This is a genomic window from Paenibacillus sp. FSL F4-0125 (genome assembly GCF_038008565.1).
GTDB lineage: Bacteria > Bacillota > Bacilli > Paenibacillales > Paenibacillaceae > Paenibacillus_AQ.
Map to the genome: position 1 here is coordinate 5037663 of NZ_JBBOZJ010000001.1, position 21988 is coordinate 5059650.

A 21988-nucleotide genomic window follows, 5' to 3' on the forward strand; every position below is an offset into this window, starting at 1 on the left:
CAACATTCTATACCATAAGACACAAACTTTTCTTATAGATGTTGTTCAAAAAGCTGTCATTGATCAAACGTCGAATCTTGAATTCAGCCGGGAACTCCGGTGCTCAGTCTTCTACCAGACGAGCTTGCCAAAATCAGCAAACGCCTTGGAGTCAGAATCAATCCCAGCAAGCAGAGCTAAACGGTTAGCACGTACCTGCTCATCCTCCGCCATAACCATAACCGAATCGAAAAATACTGTAACAGCATCTTTTAGACCCGAGAGAATACGAAGTGCTTCTTCGGCATTATTCGCAGACATCGCTTCAAGATACGGTGTGTGTAACTCCTGCCATGTTTTATACAGCTGCAGCTCAGCATCTTCTTTAAGCAAAGAAGGATCTATCACTTCGCTGGTTGCTTTCGCTGCCAGATTACTGACACGAGTGAGTGAATCTACGGTAATTTTGAAGTCTGCCTGGTCTAACACAGCACTCATAAGTGCACGACTTCTGCCTACAACATCTACCACATCATCAAAGCCCGCCGCTGTAACAGCGTCCACAACATCATAGCGTACATTGTCGGATAAAAGGCGTTTAACACGCAGACCGAAGAACTCGTACAGGTTTATACGTAGTTCATCGTCAGAATGTTTCGAATTCCCTGAATTTTTATGAATTTCAATCGCTGCTTCAAAAATTTCACGGAGCGTAATCGGCAATTTATGCTCAAGCACGATTTGAACGATCCCTGCAGCCTGACGACGCAGTGCGTAAGGATCCTGGGAACCTGTAGGAATAATACCGATGGAGAAGCATCCTACAATCGTATCGATCTTATCCGCAATGCTGACAACCGAGCCGGCATCTGTCGAAGGTACTGCATCTCCAGCGAATCGTGGCTGATAATGCTCGAAGATCGCTTTTGCCACAGTTTCAGGCTCTCCAGCTTTGCGTGCATAATCTTCGCCCATAGTGCCTTGAAGTTCCGGGAATTCATAAACCATTTGAGTCACAAGGTCGAATTTGCAAATATCAGCAGTCCGACTTACTTCAGTGAGGGACCTATCAGACAATCCCAACTTTACAGCGAGACGATCGGAGATTTGGCGAATACGACGAACTTTATCTCCAACACTGCCAAGTTCTTCATGGTAGACGATATTCTCTAATTTGGCTAGTGCATCGTCAATCTTCATCTTTTGATCTTCTTGATAGAAGAATTTGGCATCTGATAGACGAGCACGGAGCACCTTCTCATTACCCTTAGCAATAACATCCAAAGATACTGCATTCCCGTTACGTACCGTTACGAAGAAAGGTAGAAGTTTGCCCGCTGCATCAAATACTGGGAAATACCGCTGATGCTCACGCATCGAAGTAATCAGCACATCCTGTGGAATGTTCAAGAACGATGGGTCAAAGGTTCCAAACAGTACGGTAGGTGTTTCCACTAGGAACAGTACTTCCTCCAAAAGATCCTCTTTGATCGCAATCGTCCAGTTTTTTTCTTCAGCCAATTGGTTGATTTGTTTCAGGATCAGTTCTTCCCGTTCCTTCACATCTACAAGGACATGCTGCGCACGCAAGCTCTCCACATATTGTGCCGGCTCCGAAATTACGGTCTCTGTTCCCAGAAAACGATGTCCACGGCTCACATTACCTGCTTTTACATCCGTGATTTCCAAATCAATAATATCTTTTCCAAAAAGAGCAACTAACCAGCGGATCGGACGCACGAATTTAAAATCGTAAGCTCCCCAACGCATGTTTTTCGGAAAAGTCATTGCATTTACGATCCCTAAAAGACCTTCAGAGAGCAACGAAGCTGTCTCTACCCCTGCACTATTTCTAGTAGCATAAATATACTCAACTCCAGCAAGCTCTTTGAATGTAAATTGCTCTGGAGATACACCCTGACTACGGGCAAATCCTAAGGCAGCTTTACTCCAGTCCCCATTGGCATCCAGTGCGATTTTGCGCGATGGTCCTTTAACCTCTTCGCTAATATCTTCTTGCTTCTCAGCCGCATCCTTAACTAAAACAGCGAGACGACGTGGTGTTGCATAGGCAGTAACTCCAGCATGGGTAATCCGTGCAGAATCCAACCACTTGGATGTTCTATCTTGTAGCTGTTCCATCGCAGCGCGGATAAAACGTGCTGGAATTTCCTCCAGACCGATCTCAAACAGGATATCTTTAGACACGGTCAGCACCTTCTTTCTTCAGCAGCGGGAAGCCAAGCTTCTCGCGTTCCTCAAGATATGTTGCCGCTACAGAGCGGGCAAGATTACGCACTCGGGTAATAAATCCAGTCCGTTCAGTAACACTGATGGCTCCACGCGCATCCAACAGATTAAAGCTATGTGAACATTTCAACACGTAATCGTAGGCTGGGAATACAAGATGTTGCTCCATCGCTCTACGCGCTTCTTCTTCGTACATGTTGAATAGTGAGAATAGCATTTTTACATCAGATACTTCAAAGGTGTAAGTAGAATGCTCAAACTCCGGCTGATGAAAAACATCACCGTAAGTCATGCCGCTAACCCATTCAAGATCGAATACATTTTCTTTATCTTGAATGTAGGATGCTAACCGCTCCATACCGTAAGTGATTTCTACGGCTACTGGATTGGCTTCAATTCCACCTACCTGTTGGAAGTACGTAAACTGAGTAATTTCCATACCATCCAGCCATACTTCCCATCCTAGACCTGCACAACCGAGTGAAGGGTTCTCCCAGTTATCCTCAACAAAACGGATATCATGCAAGAGCGGATCAATGCCGAGTGCTTTCAAACTATCCAAGTAAATCTCTTGAATGTTATCTGGCGATGGTTTGATAATAACTTGAAATTGATGATGCTGATACAGACGGTTCGGGTTTTCTCCATATCGTCCATCGGATGGGCGACGTGAAGGCTCTACATACGCAACTCTCCATGGTTCTGGACCTAGTGAGCGTAAAAATGTCATAGGGTTCATTGTGCCGGCGCCTTTTTCAGTGTCATAAGGCTGTACGATAATACAGTTCTGTTCAGCCCAGAACTGCTGCAGCGTCAAAATCATCTGCTGAAAGTTCATAATACCGTCTCCTTCGCTTTACAAGTTTTTAAAATATAAGAAGTATAAGCATCACACAATACTTATTGCTTATATTTCTCGCATAAACGCTCACCGTTCTTACAAGGACGTCGAAGACGTTTATGCTTGCCTCTGCTTACTTAAAACTTCTTACCATGGAGGCGGCATTTTCGCTCCTGACAGCAACAAAAAACCCCCGCCCCCATGCCTGATTAACAGACATAGGGACGAGAGCTTAACTTATTCTCCCGCGGTTCCACCCTACTTGATTCCAACCTTGATTCAGCAATATCACTGCTAAAGACAAGAACGAAATCCACTTTCATTCGCCATATCCGTACTCCCGGGTGCCATGTTCATGAACATTGTCCCGCCAGGCTCTCACTACCCCCGGCTCGCTGAATCGCGACAAAATCGCTCACTACTTTCCCGATCAATGCACGTTCTCCCAAAATGGAGCAAAACGGCGATAAATCTTATAATTAAACTGATCCTATAGTAACGGAAAAATCAGATTTCGTCAAATCTTGTACTTGTCGAGCTGATCTAGGAAATTCTGTGATTTCAGCTTTAATCCAAGCTGCACATCCATAAAGGCTCGCATAATTTTTTTCAGTTCATCGCGGCTGCTTTCTTTAACATCCACGTTCCCTAATCTAGTTAGATCAAGTCTGGCGAATAAACGCAACAATTTCAATGCGCGGGCAGAGACTTCCATTGCTGGAGGATCATTATGTTTACAGCTGCGGCATAGTGCCCCGCCCAGGCGAGGGCTTATCAGCAGTTGTTCATCAGGCTTTTCAGCTCCACATATCACACAGGTGTCGAACTCTGGACCATAACCAGCCGCTTGCAAAATCTTCATTTCAAAAACATTTATAATAACTCCAGGTTCCTTATCTTCTTCAAGTGCGTTCAAGCAGGCCGTAAGCTGGCGAAACCAGAAGCTCCCCGTTTCCTCATCATGCAAGACTTTATCAAGCAGTTCACAAGCGTAAGACGCATATGCAGCTTTGATCAAATCCTCACGCAAAGGATGGTGAGACTTCGTGATTTCGCCGGAATTCAGCGTCCCAAGACCTCCGTTATTTCTAAAAAAAACAAATTCCCCGACGGTGAACAGCTGGATCAGGGCAGCATGGCGGCTTTTGACCTTCTTAGCACCTCGTACCAGAACCCCTACTTTCCCGGCGTTCTCGGTGCAAAGCGTAATGATTGCGTTCCCCTCGCCGTAGTCCATGCTGCGGATGACGATCCCTTCCACCCTGTGTAGCATGCCTCTTCCCCCAACCATTCGGCAAGCAACCAGTCCTTATTGCGCTTCTTCATCACAGACCTTCTCTTCTTCCACTAGCTGTAATCCACTGTCTTCAAGTGGATAGCCAGCTTCCTTGTATAGCAGGTAAGCATCGACGTCTCCTGTCATTGCAAAATACTTCCACGAAAAGTTTCGCATTCGTATTCATCCTTTCTTGGGAAAGACGATGTCTCTTCAAGAATTAGGATGTGCGATGAGCCAGGTTCTATCCTTGCAATTCCTGCCAAACGAGGAATGACGGAAATAGATCTTAAAGGTCTTTATGGAAGCCCAAATCCCGCAGAACGCGGTCCTGATTGCGCCAGTCTTTTTTCACTTTTACCCAAAGCTCCAGAAAAATCTTCGAACCCAAAAGGTTCTCAATGTCTGTCCGAGCCCGTCTGCCAACCTCTTTCAGCAGCGCACCTTGCTTACCGATAATAATCCCCTTTTGCGAATCACGTTCGACAAAAATAACGGCAGACACATGTACCACACCATTCGGCTCAACCCTCATATCTTCGATAGCCACAGCAATGGAATGCGGTACTTCTTCGCGCGTCAAATGCAGAATCTTCTCACGGATTAGTTCTGCGCACACAAATTGCTCAGGGTGATCCGTTATTTGATCTTCTGGGTAGTATTGTGGACCTTCTGGCAAATACTTAGCGACTTGCTCTAACAGCGTGTTAACATTGCTGCCCATCTTAGCGGAAATCGGAATGATTTCAGCAAAGCTATGCAGCTTGTTATACTCAGCCATAAGCGGGAGCAATGCTTCCGGCTCTATTTTATCGATCTTGTTGAGCACAAGAATAACCGGCGTCTTAAGTCCATTTAATTGCTCAGCAATGTATCGGTCTCCACCGCCCAAACCATCTGCAGCGTCCACAAGGAACAGTACAGCCTCAACTTCACCCAGCGTGCTCATTGCTGTCTGGTTCATGTAGTCGCCTAGCTTGGACTGTCTTTTATGAATACCTGGTGTGTCCAAGAACACGATTTGTGAATTATTCGTTGTATAGACCCCATGGATTTTGTTTCTAGTGGTCTGTGGCTTATCTGACATGATTGCAATCTTCTGTCCAATAACCTGGTTCATGAGTGTCGATTTGCCTACGTTCGGTCTGCCGATAATTGCGACAAAGCCTGATTTGAATTTCATATTATCTTCCTTCCATACTTTCCTTCTAGTTCAATCTTTTTCTAACATTTATTCTTTTTTAAAAAGCTTTTTCTATCCCTCTAAATCTCCCTTTGCCAAGAGGGATTTAGAGGGCCCCGGCCCGCTGGACACCCGGAAATAGGCGTATCTGCAACGTACGGCGGGATTAGAGGGACGATGTGCATGAGCGCTTTCGTCCCCTATCAGGGACACGCTTCACTGTGGCTTATCCCCACGGCTCGCACGCTTCTGAGCTCACGATGATAAAGAAAGCAGAGATGTAGCTACAGGCAGGTTTACAAGTAACAATGTGCTAGAATTCGCTGGCTCCGTTTACGTATGCTAGGAATCGCTAGCGACTTTGCCGTGGTGCTTACCTCGTAATGTTACTCTAACAACACATAATTTGCATCATTCTAACCTAACTTGATGATGATCGCACACTTTTAATTGTATTTTGTACAGTTAATTCGACTTAGAGCTATGTCTTTGGTGTGTTAGTTGTATTCTGTGCAATTAAATTCTGTCTTACGAACCAACTATGGATTTAAACAAGAAATTAATTGTATTTTCTACAACTAAACATAGATTAATGTGAACTCGGGGCGATTTAACTGTACATTGTGCAATTAAAACAGCAACCTTCGTCAATCTAAGCTTGATCTGCCTTTAATCAGGCATAAATCAAACTCTCGTTTTACTCAGGTGCTTGTCCTTGCTTCAGATCTACAGGACCAAATGCGCCTGGGAGTAATTCTCCCACAGTGGTCTCAACGATATCACCCTTCATGTTTCCAAGGATAACCTTCATGTCTGGTGAACACAACTCAATCATAACTTGCCGGCATACACCGCAGGGTGATACAGGACCATTTGAATCGGCAACAACGGCGATCGCCTTAAATGAACCAATAGCATGACCGTCAGCGATAGCACGGAATAAAGCTGTCCGCTCTGCGCAATTGGTTGGGCCAAAAGCAGCGTTTTCTACATTACATCCGTGATGAATATGACCATCCTGATCAAGGAGGGCGGCTCCGACTCCGAATCGGGAGTAGGGAATATATGCCTTAGCACGTGCTTTAATCGCTTCTTGCATAAGAAGAGCGGAATCCATATTGGTTCCTCCTAAAGTTTTGTTAGCGTTTCTTCATGGAAATACTTCGTACAAAACTACTTCGGAAGCATTCACTTCGTTTTGTTAGCGTCACTTCATAGAATTATCTTCGTACAAAACTCGCTTCCTAAACATCCAGTAACCAAAGAGGCGGAATCGCAAAACGCGGGTCCGCCTCTCCCCTGAATTGAATTGTAACCTGATTATGACATAAGTCCGCTAATCCAGTCCATCACCGGGTGGTAAAAAACATAGACCCCAACTAAGACAGCAAACACCGCCGTAAGAAGCACAGCTCCTGCGGCGGTATCTTTAGCTCTCTTAGCCAGTGGATGAATCTCCGGCGAGATCAGGTCTACCGTCGCTTCAATTGCTGTATTGAGTAGCTCGGCGGCTAAGACAAGCGTGATTGAAAAGAGCAACAGCATCCAACTAGCCAGTGGAAGTCTGAACACGGCAGCGGCAACAAGTACAACCACAGCCAAACAGCAATGCACCTTCATGTTAAGCTCGGATTTGAAAGCCGACACGATGCCTTGCGATGCAAACCGAAAAGAGTGCCAGAACTTCTTGTGTCCTACCGCCGTGTTCTTCACCATTAGCGAGTCAACCCAACCTGAGCCAGTACCTTCTCTTGCTTAGACATCATCTCAGCCTCTGAAGCTTCATCCTGATGATCGTATCCTAACAAGTGCAGAAATCCGTGCACGAAGAGGAAACCAAGCTCACGCTCCAGCGAATGACCATATTCCTGCGCTTGCTCCTGAGCACGAGTTACGGAAATGATGATATCTCCCAGTACGTCCGGAACATCTTCCAGCACTTCGCCTTCTTCTACTTCGTATATAATGTCCAGCTCGTCCTCTCCGCTTTCATTCATCGCAAAAGAAAGTACGTCTGTCGGACGGTCAATTCCCCGGTATTCCAAATTCAGCTCATGAATACGAGTGTTATCGACAAAAGTAAGCGCAACCTCTCCCTGATCGATCCCTTCCGCTTCACCTGCTTTTTGCAAAATGCTCTCCAGCAGCGCTATGAGATCGTCCTTTATCTCGTATTCTTCTTGCTCGTTATCCCAAACGATCTCCAAACTCATGGGTTAGCTGCCCCTTCCTCTTTTTTCGGCTTACGCACATCTTCTGGGTATTCGATCCGTGAATGGAAAATTCCCATGACCGTTTCTTTCAGCGTCCGTGCAATAATATCCAATTCTTTAATCGTTAAATCACATTCGTCAAACTGATGATCATCCAGTCGACTCTTAATAATCTTCTCAATCATCGTCTCCACCTGCAGGACAGTTGGTTTACGCAATGATCTCACCGCAGCTTCAACACTGTCGGCAATTCCGACAACGGCCGATTCCTTCGATTGAGCCTTCGGACCAGGATAACGGAAATCTTCTTCTGTAAAATCAGGCTCTACACCCTTTTCTTCCGCCAGCTTCAGTGCCTTATGATAAAAATAATGCAGGAACGTAGTTCCATGATGCTGCTCCGCAATATCACGAATCGGCTTAGGCAGCTTATATTCTCGCTGCATTTCCACCCCATCGCGGGCATGTGCCACTATGATAGATTTACTAAGCTTCGGTTCAATAGAGTCATGCGGATTTTCCATGTTATTCTGATTCTCAATAAAATAAAACGGACGTTTTGTTTTGCCGATATCATGATAATACGATCCTACACGGCACAGTAGACCGTCTGCTCCAATCGCTTCCGCGGCAGCCTCCGACAGGTTACCTACCATTACACTATGGTGATAGGTTCCCGGTGTTTCGGTAAGAAGCTTGCGCAGCAACGGATGGTTTGGATTAGACAATTCTACCAGCTTCAGTGCTGATAGAATCCCAAAGGTTGCTTCGAAGAAAGGCATCAGACCAATCACAAGCACCGCAGTCAAAAGTCCACTCGCAAAAGCAAAACCAACGGCATACAGCGTGCTTACATCTTTCCATTCTCCACCAGCTAACAGCATCAGCATAAAGACAGTCACACAACCAAAAAGGGATACCATAATCCCACCCTTTAATAATGTGGAACGCTGACCTGCACGATGAGTGGCAAAAATAGCCACATAACAAACAACAATTGAAAAGAAGCCAAAAGTGAAATCAAACACCGAATTCTGCTGAACATTCAAAATGATACTGGCGAGTATACTGATCAGAATAGAACAGAAGTACGCTAATGTCATATCCAGAAGCATGGTAATCAGCATAGCACCAATAGCTACTGGAGCCAGATACCCAAGATAGGAATGAACATCCGTCTGCAAAATTGCGGTCAACCGCATAGTGATAATCGTAATAACAAAAACAAGCACCAGCATTAATAACTGGGAATTATTATACTTGAAGCCCGCGGTTCCGCCTGAGTATCGGATAAATACCATCAAACCCGCAGATAGCATGGTAGCAAGTAATAGCAATCCAACCTGAGGCCAATAGTTGACCTCATTACTTAGCAGGCCATTCTCATCCAAAAGAGCGTACAGCTCAGGAGTGATTTTTTGCCCTTTAGCCACGAGGACGTCCCCTTGTTCAATGAACACATCAGGTGTGTTCTCACGAGCCTGTACCTTCGCTTCCTTCGTTGCATCTTCGTCATAGAACTTATTGCTTGTTATAACGAGCCGGACTAACTCTTGCACAACCTCACGCGCCGTACGCTGACTCAGTGAGCTGATACTGACCTGCTCCGCCACTTTGGCGCGTGCAGTCTGGGCGTCCGTGATTTGATCATTCATCAGCCTAGTCACAATATCACGGGCGACCGGCTTCATTTCGATAATGTCCTGAGAGGTCAGTCGTGGAATCTTAATATAAGTTTCATCAGGAATGACATAGGTCTGCTCTTTTATGACGGATTGCATTTCCTCCAAAAGATGATCAGAATAAGTGCCTCCGCCCCGATTTGAGGCTATGAAATTTAAAATAAAATCATTGGCTCTCTGCGGGATCTCATCACGATAAATCTCAGTCTTATCGCTTTGCGAAATCAAATCATCCTGATTCAGGCGATCAATCCGGTCCAGTAGCGATGTCACAAGATTATCGGCCCTCATCGGGATGATTTTATACTTTGGAGATACACCTTCGGCAGCTTCTTCCGCCGCTTTTAGTGTTGCCTTCTTATCCAGAATTTGCTTAGGCGCTGTAATCTCCTTCGCACTGAGCGTATTCTCTTTAATATCATACCGCTTGGGCAGCAGATCGGGCGACAGACTGAAGTAGAACACAAGTCCGAGTAACAGGAAAAGAGCATAGCGTGTCGCCGCGCTATACTTCCACCCGTTGTTCGTATATACAAATCCGCTTAATTTAGATGGTTGCTTTGAAGCCATGAAGACAATCCCCTTTATTGGAGGTTTTCGGCAGAGCGGTCATAGGCAACGATTATTTTCTGCACCAGGGAATGCCGTACTACATCCTGTTCCGCGAAGTAGACAAAGCCAAGTTCTTCTATGCCGGATAAAATTGCTTTGGCTTCAATCAAACCGGATTTCTTGCCGCGGGGCAGGTCAATCTGGGTAACGTCACCTGTAATCACCATTTTGGACCCGAAGCCGAGTCGAGTCAAAAACATTTTCATTTGCTCAGGCGTTGTATTCTGCGCTTCATCCAGGATGATAAACGAATCATCCAGCGTACGTCCGCGCATATAAGCCAGCGGGGCAATTTCAATTAATCCCCGTTCAAGCGCCTTAGCCACCTGATCGGGCCCCATAACGTCGTATAAGGCATCATATAACGGACGGAGGTATGGATCTACCTTTTCTTGCAAATCCCCTGGGAGGAACCCTAGACTCTCTCCTGCTTCTACTGCGGGACGCGTAAGAATGATACGCTTAACAGAACCTTCTTTTAGTGCCGTAACTGCAAGCACTACTGCCAAGTAGGTCTTCCCTGTTCCTGCAGGACCGATTCCGAATACAATATCACGCTTCTTGATCGTTGTCACATAATGCTTCTGGCCAATCGTTTTGACACGGATAGGCTTTCCACGAAAAGTTGTTGTAATTTCTCCCTTGAACAAATCGAGCAATTGATCGACTCGAAAGTCTTTCGCCAGCTCCACAGCGTACTGCACGTCACGTTCAGTAAGTATGTATCCACTCCGAATGAGGGACAGCAGCACATTAAACAATTGCCCCAGCATGTCTACTTCCCGCTCCGCTCCACGTATCGTTAACTCTGCTTCACGGGAATCAATAATAGCGGGAATTTCACTCTCGATGATTTTTAGGAATCCATCCTGCGGGCCGAACAGCGATTGCGCTTCTCCCGCATTTTGCAAAGTTATACGAATGCTTGCAGTCTGTTCTGACAAGTAGCCTCATTCTCCTCAATTGTTTACTATTGGCAGTTCTTCGGAAATTTTCTCTTCTACTTCAAAGATCACTTTCATATAAACTTTACCATTCTCTTTCTTCTCATGCAAAACTTTTTGACTTTTGATGACGCTATCAACGCCATAACGCGCCAAAATATCATTCTTCGCCCGCTCGATTCCCTTTTCAAATCCAGCCTCGGGAGTCAACGTCTCACTCGTTTCACTAATCTCCAATTCTTTCTCAGTCATTAGGCCCAGCGGCAGCTTAATGGACCGCCAGGACAGCGGATCATGCTCAGTAAGCGTCCGTGATTTCTCGAAAAGAGATTCGCCATAACCCCATAGCTGTATAGCCCATTTGCCAAGCACCAGATAGGTTCGATCCTTACGTTCCCCTGTATATGAGCTGTTCGTTGTTGTAAGAGGCACCTCTATATTGTATTCATGCCATACTAGACCTTTAACCTCACCTTTAGCTACCACGTACTGTACATTTTCTTCGTCGCCTAGAGCACCAGAGATCAGGATATCGCCTTTTTTAACCCTAGAGTTTCGAGCCACAACCGGTCTGCCCTGCTCCGCATATATTTCAGTTACCACCGCATCAGTTCTGCTAATCAAATGCCGCTGACTAAGTAGAGGTTTGATATCCGGCTGTTTAGATTCTACCACTTGAATTTTAATGCTCGTCCCCGTCCGCTGCACCCCTATCCATGAAACGCCAGGTAATTGGGCTAGGAGCCCCTTAGAGAGCTTGTCCGGCTCATCCAGACGCCATATCCACTGAAAAGGATACACGCCCTCCTGGCGAGCAGCAGCCAATATATCCTCAGAGGCGATCTTTTCATTCCCCTCGACTCTGATGCTCCACACCATCGTAGATAACATAAAGAGCGTAATCCCGAATACCAATATCCCTATGCCAAAAAATTTCCGTTTCCACAGACGCGCCATCAGAAATGGTAGTCCGCTTCTTCCTGTAACGTGCATCCGACAGCCTGTCTTTTTTAAAATCGGACGGAGGACATAAAAATCATCCAGAAGCAGCTTAAGGGAAGCGCCGCCCTCAGCGGGCCTCACATCCCAAATCACTATCCCTGCTTCAGAAATGACATTAATAAATCTCTCCACCTGAGGCCCCGTCACAAGCAGTGTAACGGATCCTCGCAGTGCTGAAAGAGGTGGTTCCTTCATGATTTCCCCTCGCTTTCGTTATATCTGATCTCTCCGATAATGCCTTCTACCGCCAGTTCCTGGCCAAGAATATTGCGGATGACAAGATTCTCTCCCGTGATTTCAAGCGATCCTTTAGCTAACGCGAGCTTAAGCTGGCCTGATGAAAAATGCAGCACGCCGCGATGGTTCTCGATATACAGTTCTTTGTTGCCGATCAGGGTGATCCGGGGCATTTCCTGTAATAAATCCTGTGGTAGATCTAGCACCCCGTTTGTCCATCCCCGCAGCCTGCGGCCAATACGGGTCATAAGTAGACGTTCCCCCTTCCTGCCTTCTGTACACCTTATGCGGCAACGCTTTTGTTTATGAGAAGAAGTAATAAAGGAACAACTTCCAGGTAAAAAAAATGCAAAAAAAAGCCTTGGCCTCCTATCGCAAAGATAGGAAAACCAAGGCTTAATTGTTACTATGCTCGAAATTACGATCGTCGGGTGGAATGCGGCTGGCGAGCACGCGGAGGTCCTAGAATCTCCGCCCAGACTACACCATTGCGCAGTTCATCCCTATTCCCTGTTCTATTTGACTGAACAGCTATGTCAGAGGACGAATTTTTCGTCTTCTTCGACTTGGGATCCGCTCCAGCTATTCCATCAAAAGCAGATTGAAGACGCCGCACCTCTTCCTGCATTCTTTGCGTGCGCAGTTCAACTCCGTCATCAGCGTACTCTAAAGACATACCTTCTCCAGTAGAATAATCGGGCGTTGGGATGTAAGCAGGCTCTGGAAAGGCAGGTGATGCGTCATACTCACGGGAGGATGAAGTAACAGGGTTTGGAAAACCACTGCCAGACTGTTCCGGTCGGTCTCCGTTCCCGTCTACATCTTTATTACGGCGGAGAGGATTCCCTTCTCCTCCACCAAAAGTAGGCATTCCTCCGCGAGTAGCACCTTTGGGCTTGTTCTTTGTAGCCTTGTTCACATTGGATACAATCGCGAAGATAATTACCGCAACAATATAGATCCAGCTCATGGAGATTCACATCCCCTTTTATTTGTTATTGTTAGGACGATTATTGTCATCCTGATCATTCATTTTGCCGAGGGAGCCGCGCATTTGCGTATCCGCCTCAATATTTTTGATGTTCATGTAGTCCATCACACCGATTTGACCATTTCTGAGCGCCTCAGCCATCGCCATAGGTACCTGAGATTCAGCTTCAACAACAAGCGCCTTCATCTCAACTACGCGCGCCTTCATCTCTTGCTCATGAGCAACAGCCATTGCTCTGCGCTCTTCTGCCTTGGCTTGCGCAATACGTTTATCCGCTTCTGCTTGCTCGGTTTGAAGATAAGCACCGATGTTCTTACCCACATCGATATCCGCAATATCAATGGATAGGATCTCAAAAGCAGTTCCTGAATCCAGACCTTTGGACAATACTGTACGGGAAATCAAATCCGGATTCTCCAGGACATCTTTGTGTGAATCACTCGAACCCACTGTTGTTACAATCCCTTCACCAACACGGGCAATGATTGTTTCTTCACCTGCACCACCCACGAGACGGTCAATATTGGCACGTACAGTAACACGTGCTTTTACCTTCACTTCAATCCCGTTTTTAGCGACAGCCGCAACAACCGGTGTCTCAATTACACGAGGGTTAACACTCATTTGCACAGCCTGAAGTACATCGCGACCTGCAAGATCAATAGCCGCTGCACGAGTGAATTCTAGAGGAATATCTGCACGTTGTGCTGCAATAAGCGCATTAACAACCCGGTCTACGTTACCACCAGCGAGATAGTGACTCTCCAGTTGATTAATATTCAATCCAAGACCTGCCTTAGTCGCTTTAATCATTGGATTAACGATGCGACTTGGTGTTACTCGACGAAGTCTCATCGCCACTAGTGTAATAATGCTGATTCTTACCCCTGACGCCAATGCTGAAATCCAGAGCATGACCGGGAAGAAGCTTAAAAATACGCTCAACAAAATGATCACGACTACCGCGATGAACAAAAAAGTAATTAAAGATGCTTCCATAACCTTATAACCTCCAGTAAATTATTGTGGAGCTTCAATTCTTCATACCCTTTATCTTTTACCTTATTCCTTAATTTCCTTCACCACAATCCGTCCGCCCTCAACTTTTACAACTGAGACCGGTGCATTAACGCTTATAAAGCTGCCTTCTGTAACGACATCTACCCGCTCGCCGCCAATCATAGCTGTTCCGGATGGACGAAGTGGAGTAATACTGTTTCCTATAGCTCCAACTAGGCTTAACTTCTCTTCAACAGGAACAAATCCCTGATCTTTAGAAAGCGTATCCTTCAAAATAAACCGATTCCAAATTCCACGTTCTTTAAATGCGACAGCCACAATCACAATGACTACAATAGCAGCCGAGAATGCGATACCCAGACTAAACAATGCATGTGTAAAGCTATATGCTGCGCGTACGACACCTGCCACAAGACTCACGGAACCGAGTAACCCCAATATCCCAAAGCTCGGCACGAACAGCTCCAGCACAAGCATGACAAGTCCGATTATGAATAAAAGCCAAGTCTCAGATCCGGCAAACCCTGCTACAGAGTTTCCGAAAAAATATAAAACAAAGGCTAATGTTCCAATAATCCCAGGTGCACCAAAGCCCGGTACGATCAATTCAATCACAATACCTGTGATCCCGATGAATAACAGAATCGTCATAATAATCGGATTCGTCAGAAATTGCGACATTTTCTCGGCACCCGTATGCTCCACACGAAAAATGTCATCTGTAGTATAACCTAACCAAGTAATCGCCTCTTCAGGAGTGGTTGTAATTTGATCAGCATAGCCAGCTTTTAAAGCTTCTTCACTAGACAAGGCAATAATTTCGCCCTGCGCTTTAGATACCCCTAGATCCGGCTTATCCACAACTAAATTACTATCGACCATTCCCGCAGCAATATCAGGATCACGCTCATTTAGAGCAGCGGCTCCAATCATTTTCGATTTCCAGTAGGACACCATCTTCGCGTCATCTACTTTCTGGCCGCTACTATCCACGAGAGATGCTGAACCGATCATGCTGCCCGGCTTCATGATGATTGCACCTGCGTTTAGTGCTATGTAACTGCCTGCAGAAGCGGCATCACCTTTAATAAATGCAGCTGTTGGTATGTCACTATCTCTTACCATGGTTCCAATCTGTTCTGCTGAATTCACCAATCCACCCGGTGTATCCACCTCAAGTACAATTAGAACTGCGCCATAATTAGCAGCTTCTGCAAACCCTCTTTCCAAAAAACTTTGCAGACCTCTTTCAATTTTTTGATCAACCGGAATAATAAACACAGGGCCTTTCTTCATCTCGCCACTTGCAGCTTTCGGCGCTTTTGGAGCTGTTACATCAGCGCTTACATTCGGTATAAACGGTGTTAATAGCAGTAACAGCAAAACAACGGGAATGCTGGCTAACATTATTTTCCGTAATCTTTTCAATGTTTTTACCTCCCTTCTTCAACTTGACCCGGGACACATAAACGTTATTACGCTGAAAACGGATTTACGTTTCAAAACAAGCTAAAACGCCTACAGCGTCCAAATAAGGACGGTAAGCGTTTATGCGAGAATTATAAGGATAAAGTATGGTGTGAAACTAATAATTTCTTATAATTCAAAGAAAAGCACCCCTTTTACAAGGGGTGCTGGCGCTATATTATTGCAGAAATTGTTGAACCGCTTGGTTCACGAGTTTACCATCGGCGCGACCTTTGACCTTAGGCATCAGTGCGCTCATGACCTTACCCATTTCACTTTTCGAAGAAGCACCGGTTTCCTGGATGGTCTGCTGTACAATTGCTTTAATTTCTTCTTCGGAAAGTTGCTCGGGAAGATACTTAATAATAATCTCGATTTCTGCCTTCGTACTCGCGGCAAGCTCGTCGCGACCCGCTGATTCAAATTCTTGGAGGGCATCTTTGCGCTGTTTGATTTCACGACTAAGGATATCAAGCACTTCGTTGTCGTCCAATGTTCTCTTCAAATCTATTTCAAGATACTTTATTGTAGAACGAACCATTCGAATCGTGGAGAGCGTGAACTTGTCCTTACTCTTCATCGCTTGCTTCATATCTTCGTTCAATCTCTCGCTAAGATTCATGCGTGGGTAATCCTCCTAAAACTTTCTCTTACGAGCAGCCTCAGACTTCAGCTTTTTCTTAACGCTTGGCTTTTCGTAATGTTTGCGTTTCTTCACCTCAGCCAAGACACCATCTTTTGCGATGGAACGTTTAAAGCGACGAAGTGCAGCATCAATTGTCTCGTTTTTGCGAACTTTCGTTTCAGACACAGTTTCCCCTCCCTCCGACCATACCGTCCAAGAGCATAACACGGTTTATCAAATTCCATTATAGGTCAAACGGAAATAGGGTGTCAACCTTCGTGTTATTCTTTTTTTCTGGCAAGTTCTTCAACATTTAATGATTGTACTTATGCGTGAGAAGCTGAGTTTCCTGTGAGAGCTCCCAGCTTGGCCCCACCAAGCAAGTGATAATGAAGATGAGGCACAGCTTGTCCACTATCCGGACCACAATTATTGATCAAACGATAACCAGACTCAGCAATCCCAAGGTCGATAGCGATCTGTTGCGCTACACTGTGAATTTCTGCAATCAGCGGAAGATCCTCAGGTGTGACATCATTCATGGAAGCAATGAACTTCTTTGGAATGATCAACACATGTACCGGTGCAGCCGGCTCGATGTCGTAGAATGCAAGAATACGTTCGTTTTCAAATACTTTTTTGGAAGGAATAGTACCCTCAATAATTTTGCTGAACACGGTCTCCATAGAGTGCTTGCCTCCTAAAAATTGGTGAAATTTTGCTTCATCATAAGATAATCATACAGGATAATCACCATTTACGAAAGACGCTAGGAGATTCAACATCCACTCTCTAAAACTGTATCTATTACAGAATGAAATTCCTTAACAAATTAAGTCGTTCTATAAAAATACCCGTGGGTCTAAAAAAGGCAAAAAAAAGAGAAACACCCTTCACAGCTTATAAAGCTGATTCGGCGGCGGACGTATGAAAAGGAGTACTTTCCCTGTCATACGTCCGCCGAGGTGTTTCTAAAGTAATGTCGGCTTAGCTGTATTATAACAGCGCGATGATACTGTATCTGTGATATCAATCACACAGTTTAAAACCCTTCACATTTTTTCCAAAAGGATACGAGATCCTCCGCCGCCCTGTTCAGCAGGAACTACTACCAGCTTACGCGGTAATCTTGCACGAAGCTCTGGGACGTGGCTGATAATGCCAACCGACAGCTGATCGTTATGCAATCTTTCAAGTGAAGTAATCACTGTATCCAACAGCTCTGGATCGAGCGTACCAAACCCTTCATCCAGAAAGAAAAACTGCAACGGATATTGTCCGCGGAGCTGGATCTGAGCTGAAAGAGCAAGTGCCAGGGAAAGGGATGTGAGGAAGGTCTCTCCACCAGACAGAGTTGAGACAGGTCTTCTTACCCCGCCGTTCCCGTCATCTCGGATTACAAAGCCGCCACCCGAATCAACCTCCAGCGCATAACGCTGTTTGCTCAGGAAACGAAGCCGCTGAGAAGCGGACTGACACACCTGCATCAACTGCTCCTCCGCAATGTACTCAACAAAGGCATTCCCACGTAAGACGGTCTGCAATTTGGATAGCTGATCTTGCAAAGAAGCATGCTCAATCCGCTGAGTTTCAAGCTCCATCCAGCGAATATGCCGATGCCGCAAATCCTCCAGATCACGCTCTGCACGTGCTCTAGCTTGTAGAGATATTTCATCCTCAGTCTTGCTTTCTCTTAAGGTGATCTGGCTTACTTGCCATTCCTCTTCACTTAAGCTGGCCCCATCAAGCTTCTCTTCAATGTTACGCAGCTGCAAGGAGACCTCAGCTTCTTCGGCACGATGAGCACGTACCCTGGAAGAAGCCATTTCCCGTTCTTCGGGTGTGAGCGCTGCCCCTTCAACCTCAGCAGCTGAACTAAACGGTGAAGATGCCAAGCTTTGTTCCCAATGACTGGTAGCTGCTACGTAATGTTCACGCGCAGATTCTGCAGCCTGGCGAGAAATTGCCGCTGCCTTAACCTCATGTTGAGCCTTCTCCGCAGCTGTGAGATGTGATTGCTTACTTGTCTCCAGAGCCGTTAACAACTCCTGCAGACGTCCTTCACACGCCGCTAGAAGAGGAGCTGCCGCGCGACCATTCGTCCACTCCAGTAGACGCTGATCTTTTTCACGTTGCAATTCTTCCTTCCCTTCGATCTGTGTGATCCACTGGGCCAGCTCTTTGTCCAACCCTGTTATGGTCTCTTGAAGGCTCTGCACTGAAGCGCTCTTCTCTTCCAGAAACTTGACACTGATATCAAGACGCGATCTAATTTCTTCAGCTTGTGCATCCTTCGCAACCAGCTCACGATAGGCTTGTTCTACTTCACCTGGTGCCAAATCCGGGAATTGCTGAGCCCAGTTCTGCCGCATCGTCGTTAGCTGCGCGCTAAGTTCCTCAGCTTTGGCAGTAATTCCTTCCACCCAGCTACGTTCACCATCGACACCTGCTGCTTCTTTGAGGCACAGCTGCTGAACCTCCTGCATTGATTGCTGCCATTGTACCGCAGTTCGGCGCAGTTCACCGGACTGACCCTTTAATGCCAAAAGTGCAGCTTCAAGTTCTGACAATTCTTTTTCCCCGGGAATAGACACATCGGTTGGAGGAACTTCAGCAATACGGACTTCTGAACCTGCAGCTGCAGGGTGTTTTGCCGCTTCAATGACTTCATTTCCAAATACCTGCTCCAACCATACTTGTTCCTGTTCACGAAGACCGCGGAACAGATGACGAGCTTCCAATGCCCGTCTGGACAACGCCCGAACTTGCTGAAGCTTCATTTCCAGTTCCTGTTGCTCTAAGCTATTCTGCAACAATGCAGGTGCAGGATGATGCTCGCTGCCGCATACAGGACAAGGTTGTCCTTCTTCCAGCTCCTTAGCCAGTGCAAGGGACAATCTGTGAAGCTCTTGATCCTTCATAGCTGCTTCCAAAGCACCGATATGTTGCTCCAGGCGCTCCGCTGCGGTGCGCCCAGCTTCTTCTGTTGCCAGCAGCTTTTCTTGATGCAGCGCCGCCTCGCGGATCAGTTGCCCGCGGGCAGCTTCCTGCGACTCACGACGGCCCTCGGCCTCCGCGAGTCGCGCCTGCGCAGCCGCCAGGGCAGCGGCACGCTCGAGGCGCTCCTTCTCCGCCTTATCCCACTGGGATTCGGCGGAGTGCAGCCCTTGCAGTCTCTGCATCGCTTCTTGCAGAGACTGCCGCTCCTGGGAGCGGACACCGAGCGGCTGCAAGCTCTGCTGCAGCTCTTGCTGGCGCTTTTGGCCCTTGGCCAAAAGCTCACGCTCCCGAGCCATGCCCTCCCGCAGCTCCGCCAGCTTGCGGGAGGCCTCTTCGCGGCGCTCACGCAGAGCCGCGAGTTCGCGCCGTAGCGCCCCGAGCTCGGACTCGAGCTCGAGCGCGCGGCGGTAGGTGCCGGCCCCCTCCCGGAGGGCCGGCTCTTCCGCCGCAAGCGCGGCCTGCGCAGCAGCCGCGGCGGCAGCGGCACGCGCCGCCTCCTGCTCGGCGGCGGCGGCCAGCACCTCTTGGCCCTCCGCGCGGGCCAATCGGCTCTTAAAGGCTTCTTCCGCGCTGCGCCATGCTTTAAGCGCGGGAAGCCTTGCCTCGGCCTCGTCAGCTTGGCCGAGCTTCTGTTCAAGGAGGAGAATCTCCTCCTCCTTGGCGAGCAGCCCCTGCCGCTGCAATTCGCGGCGGGTGCGTTCCTCTTGGAGCTCGCGAATACGCGCGAAACGCTCCGAGACCTGCAATGCCGCCTCCAGCTTTCGGCGGCATTCCGCAGCATAAAGGGTGGCCTGCTCGAGGCGCTCCGCCGCTGCCTCTACATCCTCTTTGCCTGCGCTGCCAAGACCCTGCTGCTCAGCGATGAGCGCGCGGAGCGCCGCCTCATTCTCCTTCACCCGTCGGCTAAGCTTGATTGCAAGCTGATCGCCATACTGTTCCAGATGGAACAGGCGCTGCAGCATTTGCCGACGATCTACGCCACGAAGCGATAAAAATTCGGCAAATTTACCCTGCGGCAATACAACCGCTCGCGTGAAATCATCCATTTTTAGACCGATATGCTCCTCCACGCAGCGCGTAACATCTGCGAGCTTATCCGCCATGACGTTATCCCCGTCAGGTGTAATCTCAATGAAACGGCTAATCGTGTTACTGACGGTTTGCTCACCTGTCCGTTTGAACTTCCGTTCAACACGATAACGATGTGCCCCAGCGGAAGAAGTGAGCTCAAAGGTAAACGCCACGCTGAGTGAATCCTCTGAGTGATTCATAATCCCCTGTGTTCCATTAACAGCGCGCTCCACTTTTCCGTACATTGCCAAAGTAATAGCATCTAGCAAACTTGATTTACCGCTACCTGTTGGTCCAAAGATCCCGAACAGCCCCGTCTCACACAGACTTTCAAAATCTATTTCTTGCATTTCTCTATAACTCTGTAATCCTGCTACTTTTAATAGAATAGGCTTCACCTTAGTTCTCCTCTCCTTCCTCTGGCTGACGCCGTTCTTCTTCGGTTAGCTGTAAGAACAGCTCTATCAAGCTGTCTTCCGGCTCCGCTCCACCTGTCTGACGCTGATAGAATTTACGGAATAACTCTTGCACAGGCATACGCGAACGGGAAATTTGTTCGAGCTCCATCTCCATTTGCGGGTAGATCGGACGAATATGAATGATCCCCTCGCGTGACTTGCGCAAGCGTTGAATATCGTTCATCGACATAGCCTCACTAAGCCGAATTTCCAAATCTATAAAAGCAGAGGCATCTCTGCCTTCATCCAGCCAGGTATATACCTCCTGTAATCCGCCAGTGGAGCTCCATCGTACAAGTGGACGCCCACAACGAAGATAAATTTCTTCGAAGGTCGGTTCACCACCCGGCGCAACATCAATCAGCGTCACCGACTTGGCCTGTCCTGCTTCAGAAAAGCTGTATGCCAGCGGGGATCCGCTGTAACGGATCATTCCTTCCCCCTTAACTCGCTGTGCGCGATGGAGATGACCCAGTGCCGTATATTGCGCTCCACAGGCCAAAGCAGAAGGATCAACAGTATAAGCTCCGCCCACTTGAATTGGACGTTCCGAATCACTTTCCACTCCACCAAGCACATAAATATGGCTCATCGCCAAATTCACGGTCTTTGGTGTGAATTCCCTTCCCAACAGCTGCATGAGCTTGCCTACCCGCGCGCTGTAAGCCAGTCGAAGCTCCTCTTCCCCGCTGTCTCCAGCAAGAAGTTCACCGAGACGTGCCTCCGAGGGATAGGGAAGGGCTGCGATTTTAGCAATCTCACCCGTACGCGCAGCATGAATAGTCACTGGCTCAGAAGTAGGAAGACCCACCAATGTAATCCCCTGTCTTAATACAAGCGGTGAAACAGAAGATACGCGCTCCGGTTGGTCATGATTTCCGGCGATCACAACAAGTGGTCTTCCCCCTGAAGTCAGCCTAGCAGCAGCTTCATAGAATAGCTGTTCTGAAGCCGCTGGTGGATTAACGGAGTCATATACATCTCCCGCCATCAGAATCAAATCCACTTTATGAAAATCGACGATCTCCACCAATTCATCTATGAACTGCTCTTGCTCCTTCTGCCGGCTTCTTCCTTCCAGCGTTCGGCCGAGGTGCCAATCTCCCGTATGCAATATCCGCATCTTCGTCCTCTTTC

General features: G+C 47.3%; 20 protein-coding genes. All 20 read right to left on the bottom strand.

Annotation, left to right across the window (positions count from 1 at the left end; all coding sequences use genetic code 11):
- Nucleotides 1-111: 111 nt before the first annotated feature.
- Entirely contained in the window at nt 112-2187 is a 2076-nt protein-coding gene (glyS, locus tag NST74_RS22465) for a glycine--tRNA ligase subunit beta (RefSeq protein WP_341114500.1), read from the bottom strand.
- Complete coding sequence (gene glyQ / locus NST74_RS22470; RefSeq protein ID WP_042130314.1) at nt 2180-3067, bottom strand: glycine--tRNA ligase subunit alpha; 888 nt, start codon at nt 3065-3067, stop codon at nt 2180-2182. Before glyQ ends, glyS begins: the two co-directional genes overlap by 8 nt.
- Before the next feature lie 520 nt (nt 3068-3587).
- Nucleotides 3588-4343, bottom strand: a complete 756-nt coding sequence (recO, locus tag NST74_RS22475; protein WP_042130315.1) for a DNA repair protein RecO — start codon at nt 4341-4343, stop codon at nt 3588-3590.
- 36 nt (nt 4344-4379) lie between these two features.
- Nucleotides 4380-4523 carry a YqzL family protein gene (locus tag NST74_RS22480; RefSeq protein ID WP_076117313.1) on the bottom strand — a complete coding sequence of 48 codons (144 nt, stop codon included), beginning with the start codon at nt 4521-4523 and terminating at the stop codon, nt 4380-4382.
- Between the two features lie 112 nt (nt 4524-4635).
- Nucleotides 4636-5529, bottom strand: coding sequence for a GTPase Era (gene era, locus NST74_RS22485; protein WP_042130317.1), 894 nt, complete (start codon nt 5527-5529; stop codon nt 4636-4638).
- 697 nt (nt 5530-6226) lie between these two features.
- Entirely contained in the window at nt 6227-6646 is a 420-nt protein-coding gene (locus NST74_RS22490; RefSeq protein WP_341114502.1) for a cytidine deaminase, read from the bottom strand.
- A gap of 203 nt (nt 6647-6849) precedes the next feature.
- The gene (locus NST74_RS22495; RefSeq protein WP_341114503.1) at nt 6850-7245 is read right to left on the bottom strand and encodes a diacylglycerol kinase family protein; all 396 of its coding nucleotides are present in this window, start codon (nt 7243-7245) and stop codon (nt 6850-6852) included.
- Nucleotides 7245-7742, bottom strand: a complete 498-nt coding sequence (gene ybeY, locus NST74_RS22500; RefSeq protein ID WP_341114505.1) for an rRNA maturation RNase YbeY — start codon at nt 7740-7742, stop codon at nt 7245-7247. Before ybeY ends, NST74_RS22495 begins: the two co-directional genes overlap by 1 nt.
- Complete coding sequence (locus NST74_RS22505; RefSeq protein ID WP_042130326.1) at nt 7739-9994, bottom strand: HD family phosphohydrolase; 2256 nt, start codon at nt 9992-9994, stop codon at nt 7739-7741. The genes ybeY and NST74_RS22505 overlap by 4 nt, the downstream gene beginning before the upstream one ends.
- A 14-nt stretch (nt 9995-10008) precedes the next feature.
- Nucleotides 10009-10980, bottom strand: a complete 972-nt coding sequence (locus tag NST74_RS22510) for a PhoH family protein (protein ID WP_042190944.1) — start codon at nt 10978-10980, stop codon at nt 10009-10011.
- 15 nt (nt 10981-10995) lie between these two features.
- Nucleotides 10996-12177: a sporulation protein YqfD gene (gene yqfD / locus NST74_RS22515; protein WP_042130330.1), complete on the bottom strand. Its 1182-nt coding sequence runs from the start codon at nt 12175-12177 to the stop codon at nt 10996-10998.
- Nucleotides 12174-12467, bottom strand: coding sequence for a sporulation protein YqfC (gene yqfC / locus NST74_RS22520; RefSeq protein ID WP_042130332.1), 294 nt, complete (start codon nt 12465-12467; stop codon nt 12174-12176). Before yqfC ends, yqfD begins: the two co-directional genes overlap by 4 nt.
- A 170-nt stretch (nt 12468-12637) precedes the next feature.
- Nucleotides 12638-13189, bottom strand: coding sequence for a hypothetical protein (locus NST74_RS22525; RefSeq protein WP_341114507.1), 552 nt, complete (start codon nt 13187-13189; stop codon nt 12638-12640).
- An 18-nt stretch (nt 13190-13207) separates the two neighbouring features.
- Nucleotides 13208-14209, bottom strand: a complete 1002-nt coding sequence (gene floA, locus NST74_RS22530) for a flotillin-like protein FloA (RefSeq protein ID WP_042130335.1) — start codon at nt 14207-14209, stop codon at nt 13208-13210.
- Between the two features lie 63 nt (nt 14210-14272).
- Entirely contained in the window at nt 14273-15637 is a 1365-nt protein-coding gene (locus NST74_RS22535; RefSeq protein WP_445668209.1) for an NfeD family protein, read from the bottom strand.
- 238 nt (nt 15638-15875) lie between these two features.
- Nucleotides 15876-16319 carry a GatB/YqeY domain-containing protein gene (locus NST74_RS22540; RefSeq protein ID WP_042190953.1) on the bottom strand — a complete coding sequence of 148 codons (444 nt, stop codon included), beginning with the start codon at nt 16317-16319 and terminating at the stop codon, nt 15876-15878.
- 15 nt (nt 16320-16334) lie between these two features.
- Nucleotides 16335-16508, bottom strand: coding sequence for a 30S ribosomal protein S21 (gene rpsU, locus NST74_RS22545; protein ID WP_036657994.1), 174 nt, complete (start codon nt 16506-16508; stop codon nt 16335-16337).
- Between the two features lie 140 nt (nt 16509-16648).
- A complete protein-coding gene (locus NST74_RS22550; protein ID WP_042130338.1) occupies nt 16649-17008 on the bottom strand; it encodes a histidine triad nucleotide-binding protein in 360 nt (119 codons plus the stop codon).
- Between the two features lie 366 nt (nt 17009-17374).
- A complete protein-coding gene (locus NST74_RS22555; protein ID WP_341114511.1) occupies nt 17375-20791 on the bottom strand; it encodes an SMC family ATPase in 3417 nt (1138 codons plus the stop codon).
- 1 nt (nt 20792) lies between these two features.
- Complete coding sequence (locus NST74_RS22560) at nt 20793-21974, bottom strand: exonuclease SbcCD subunit D (RefSeq protein WP_341114512.1); 1182 nt, start codon at nt 21972-21974, stop codon at nt 20793-20795.
- Nucleotides 21975-21988 lie beyond the last annotated feature (14 nt).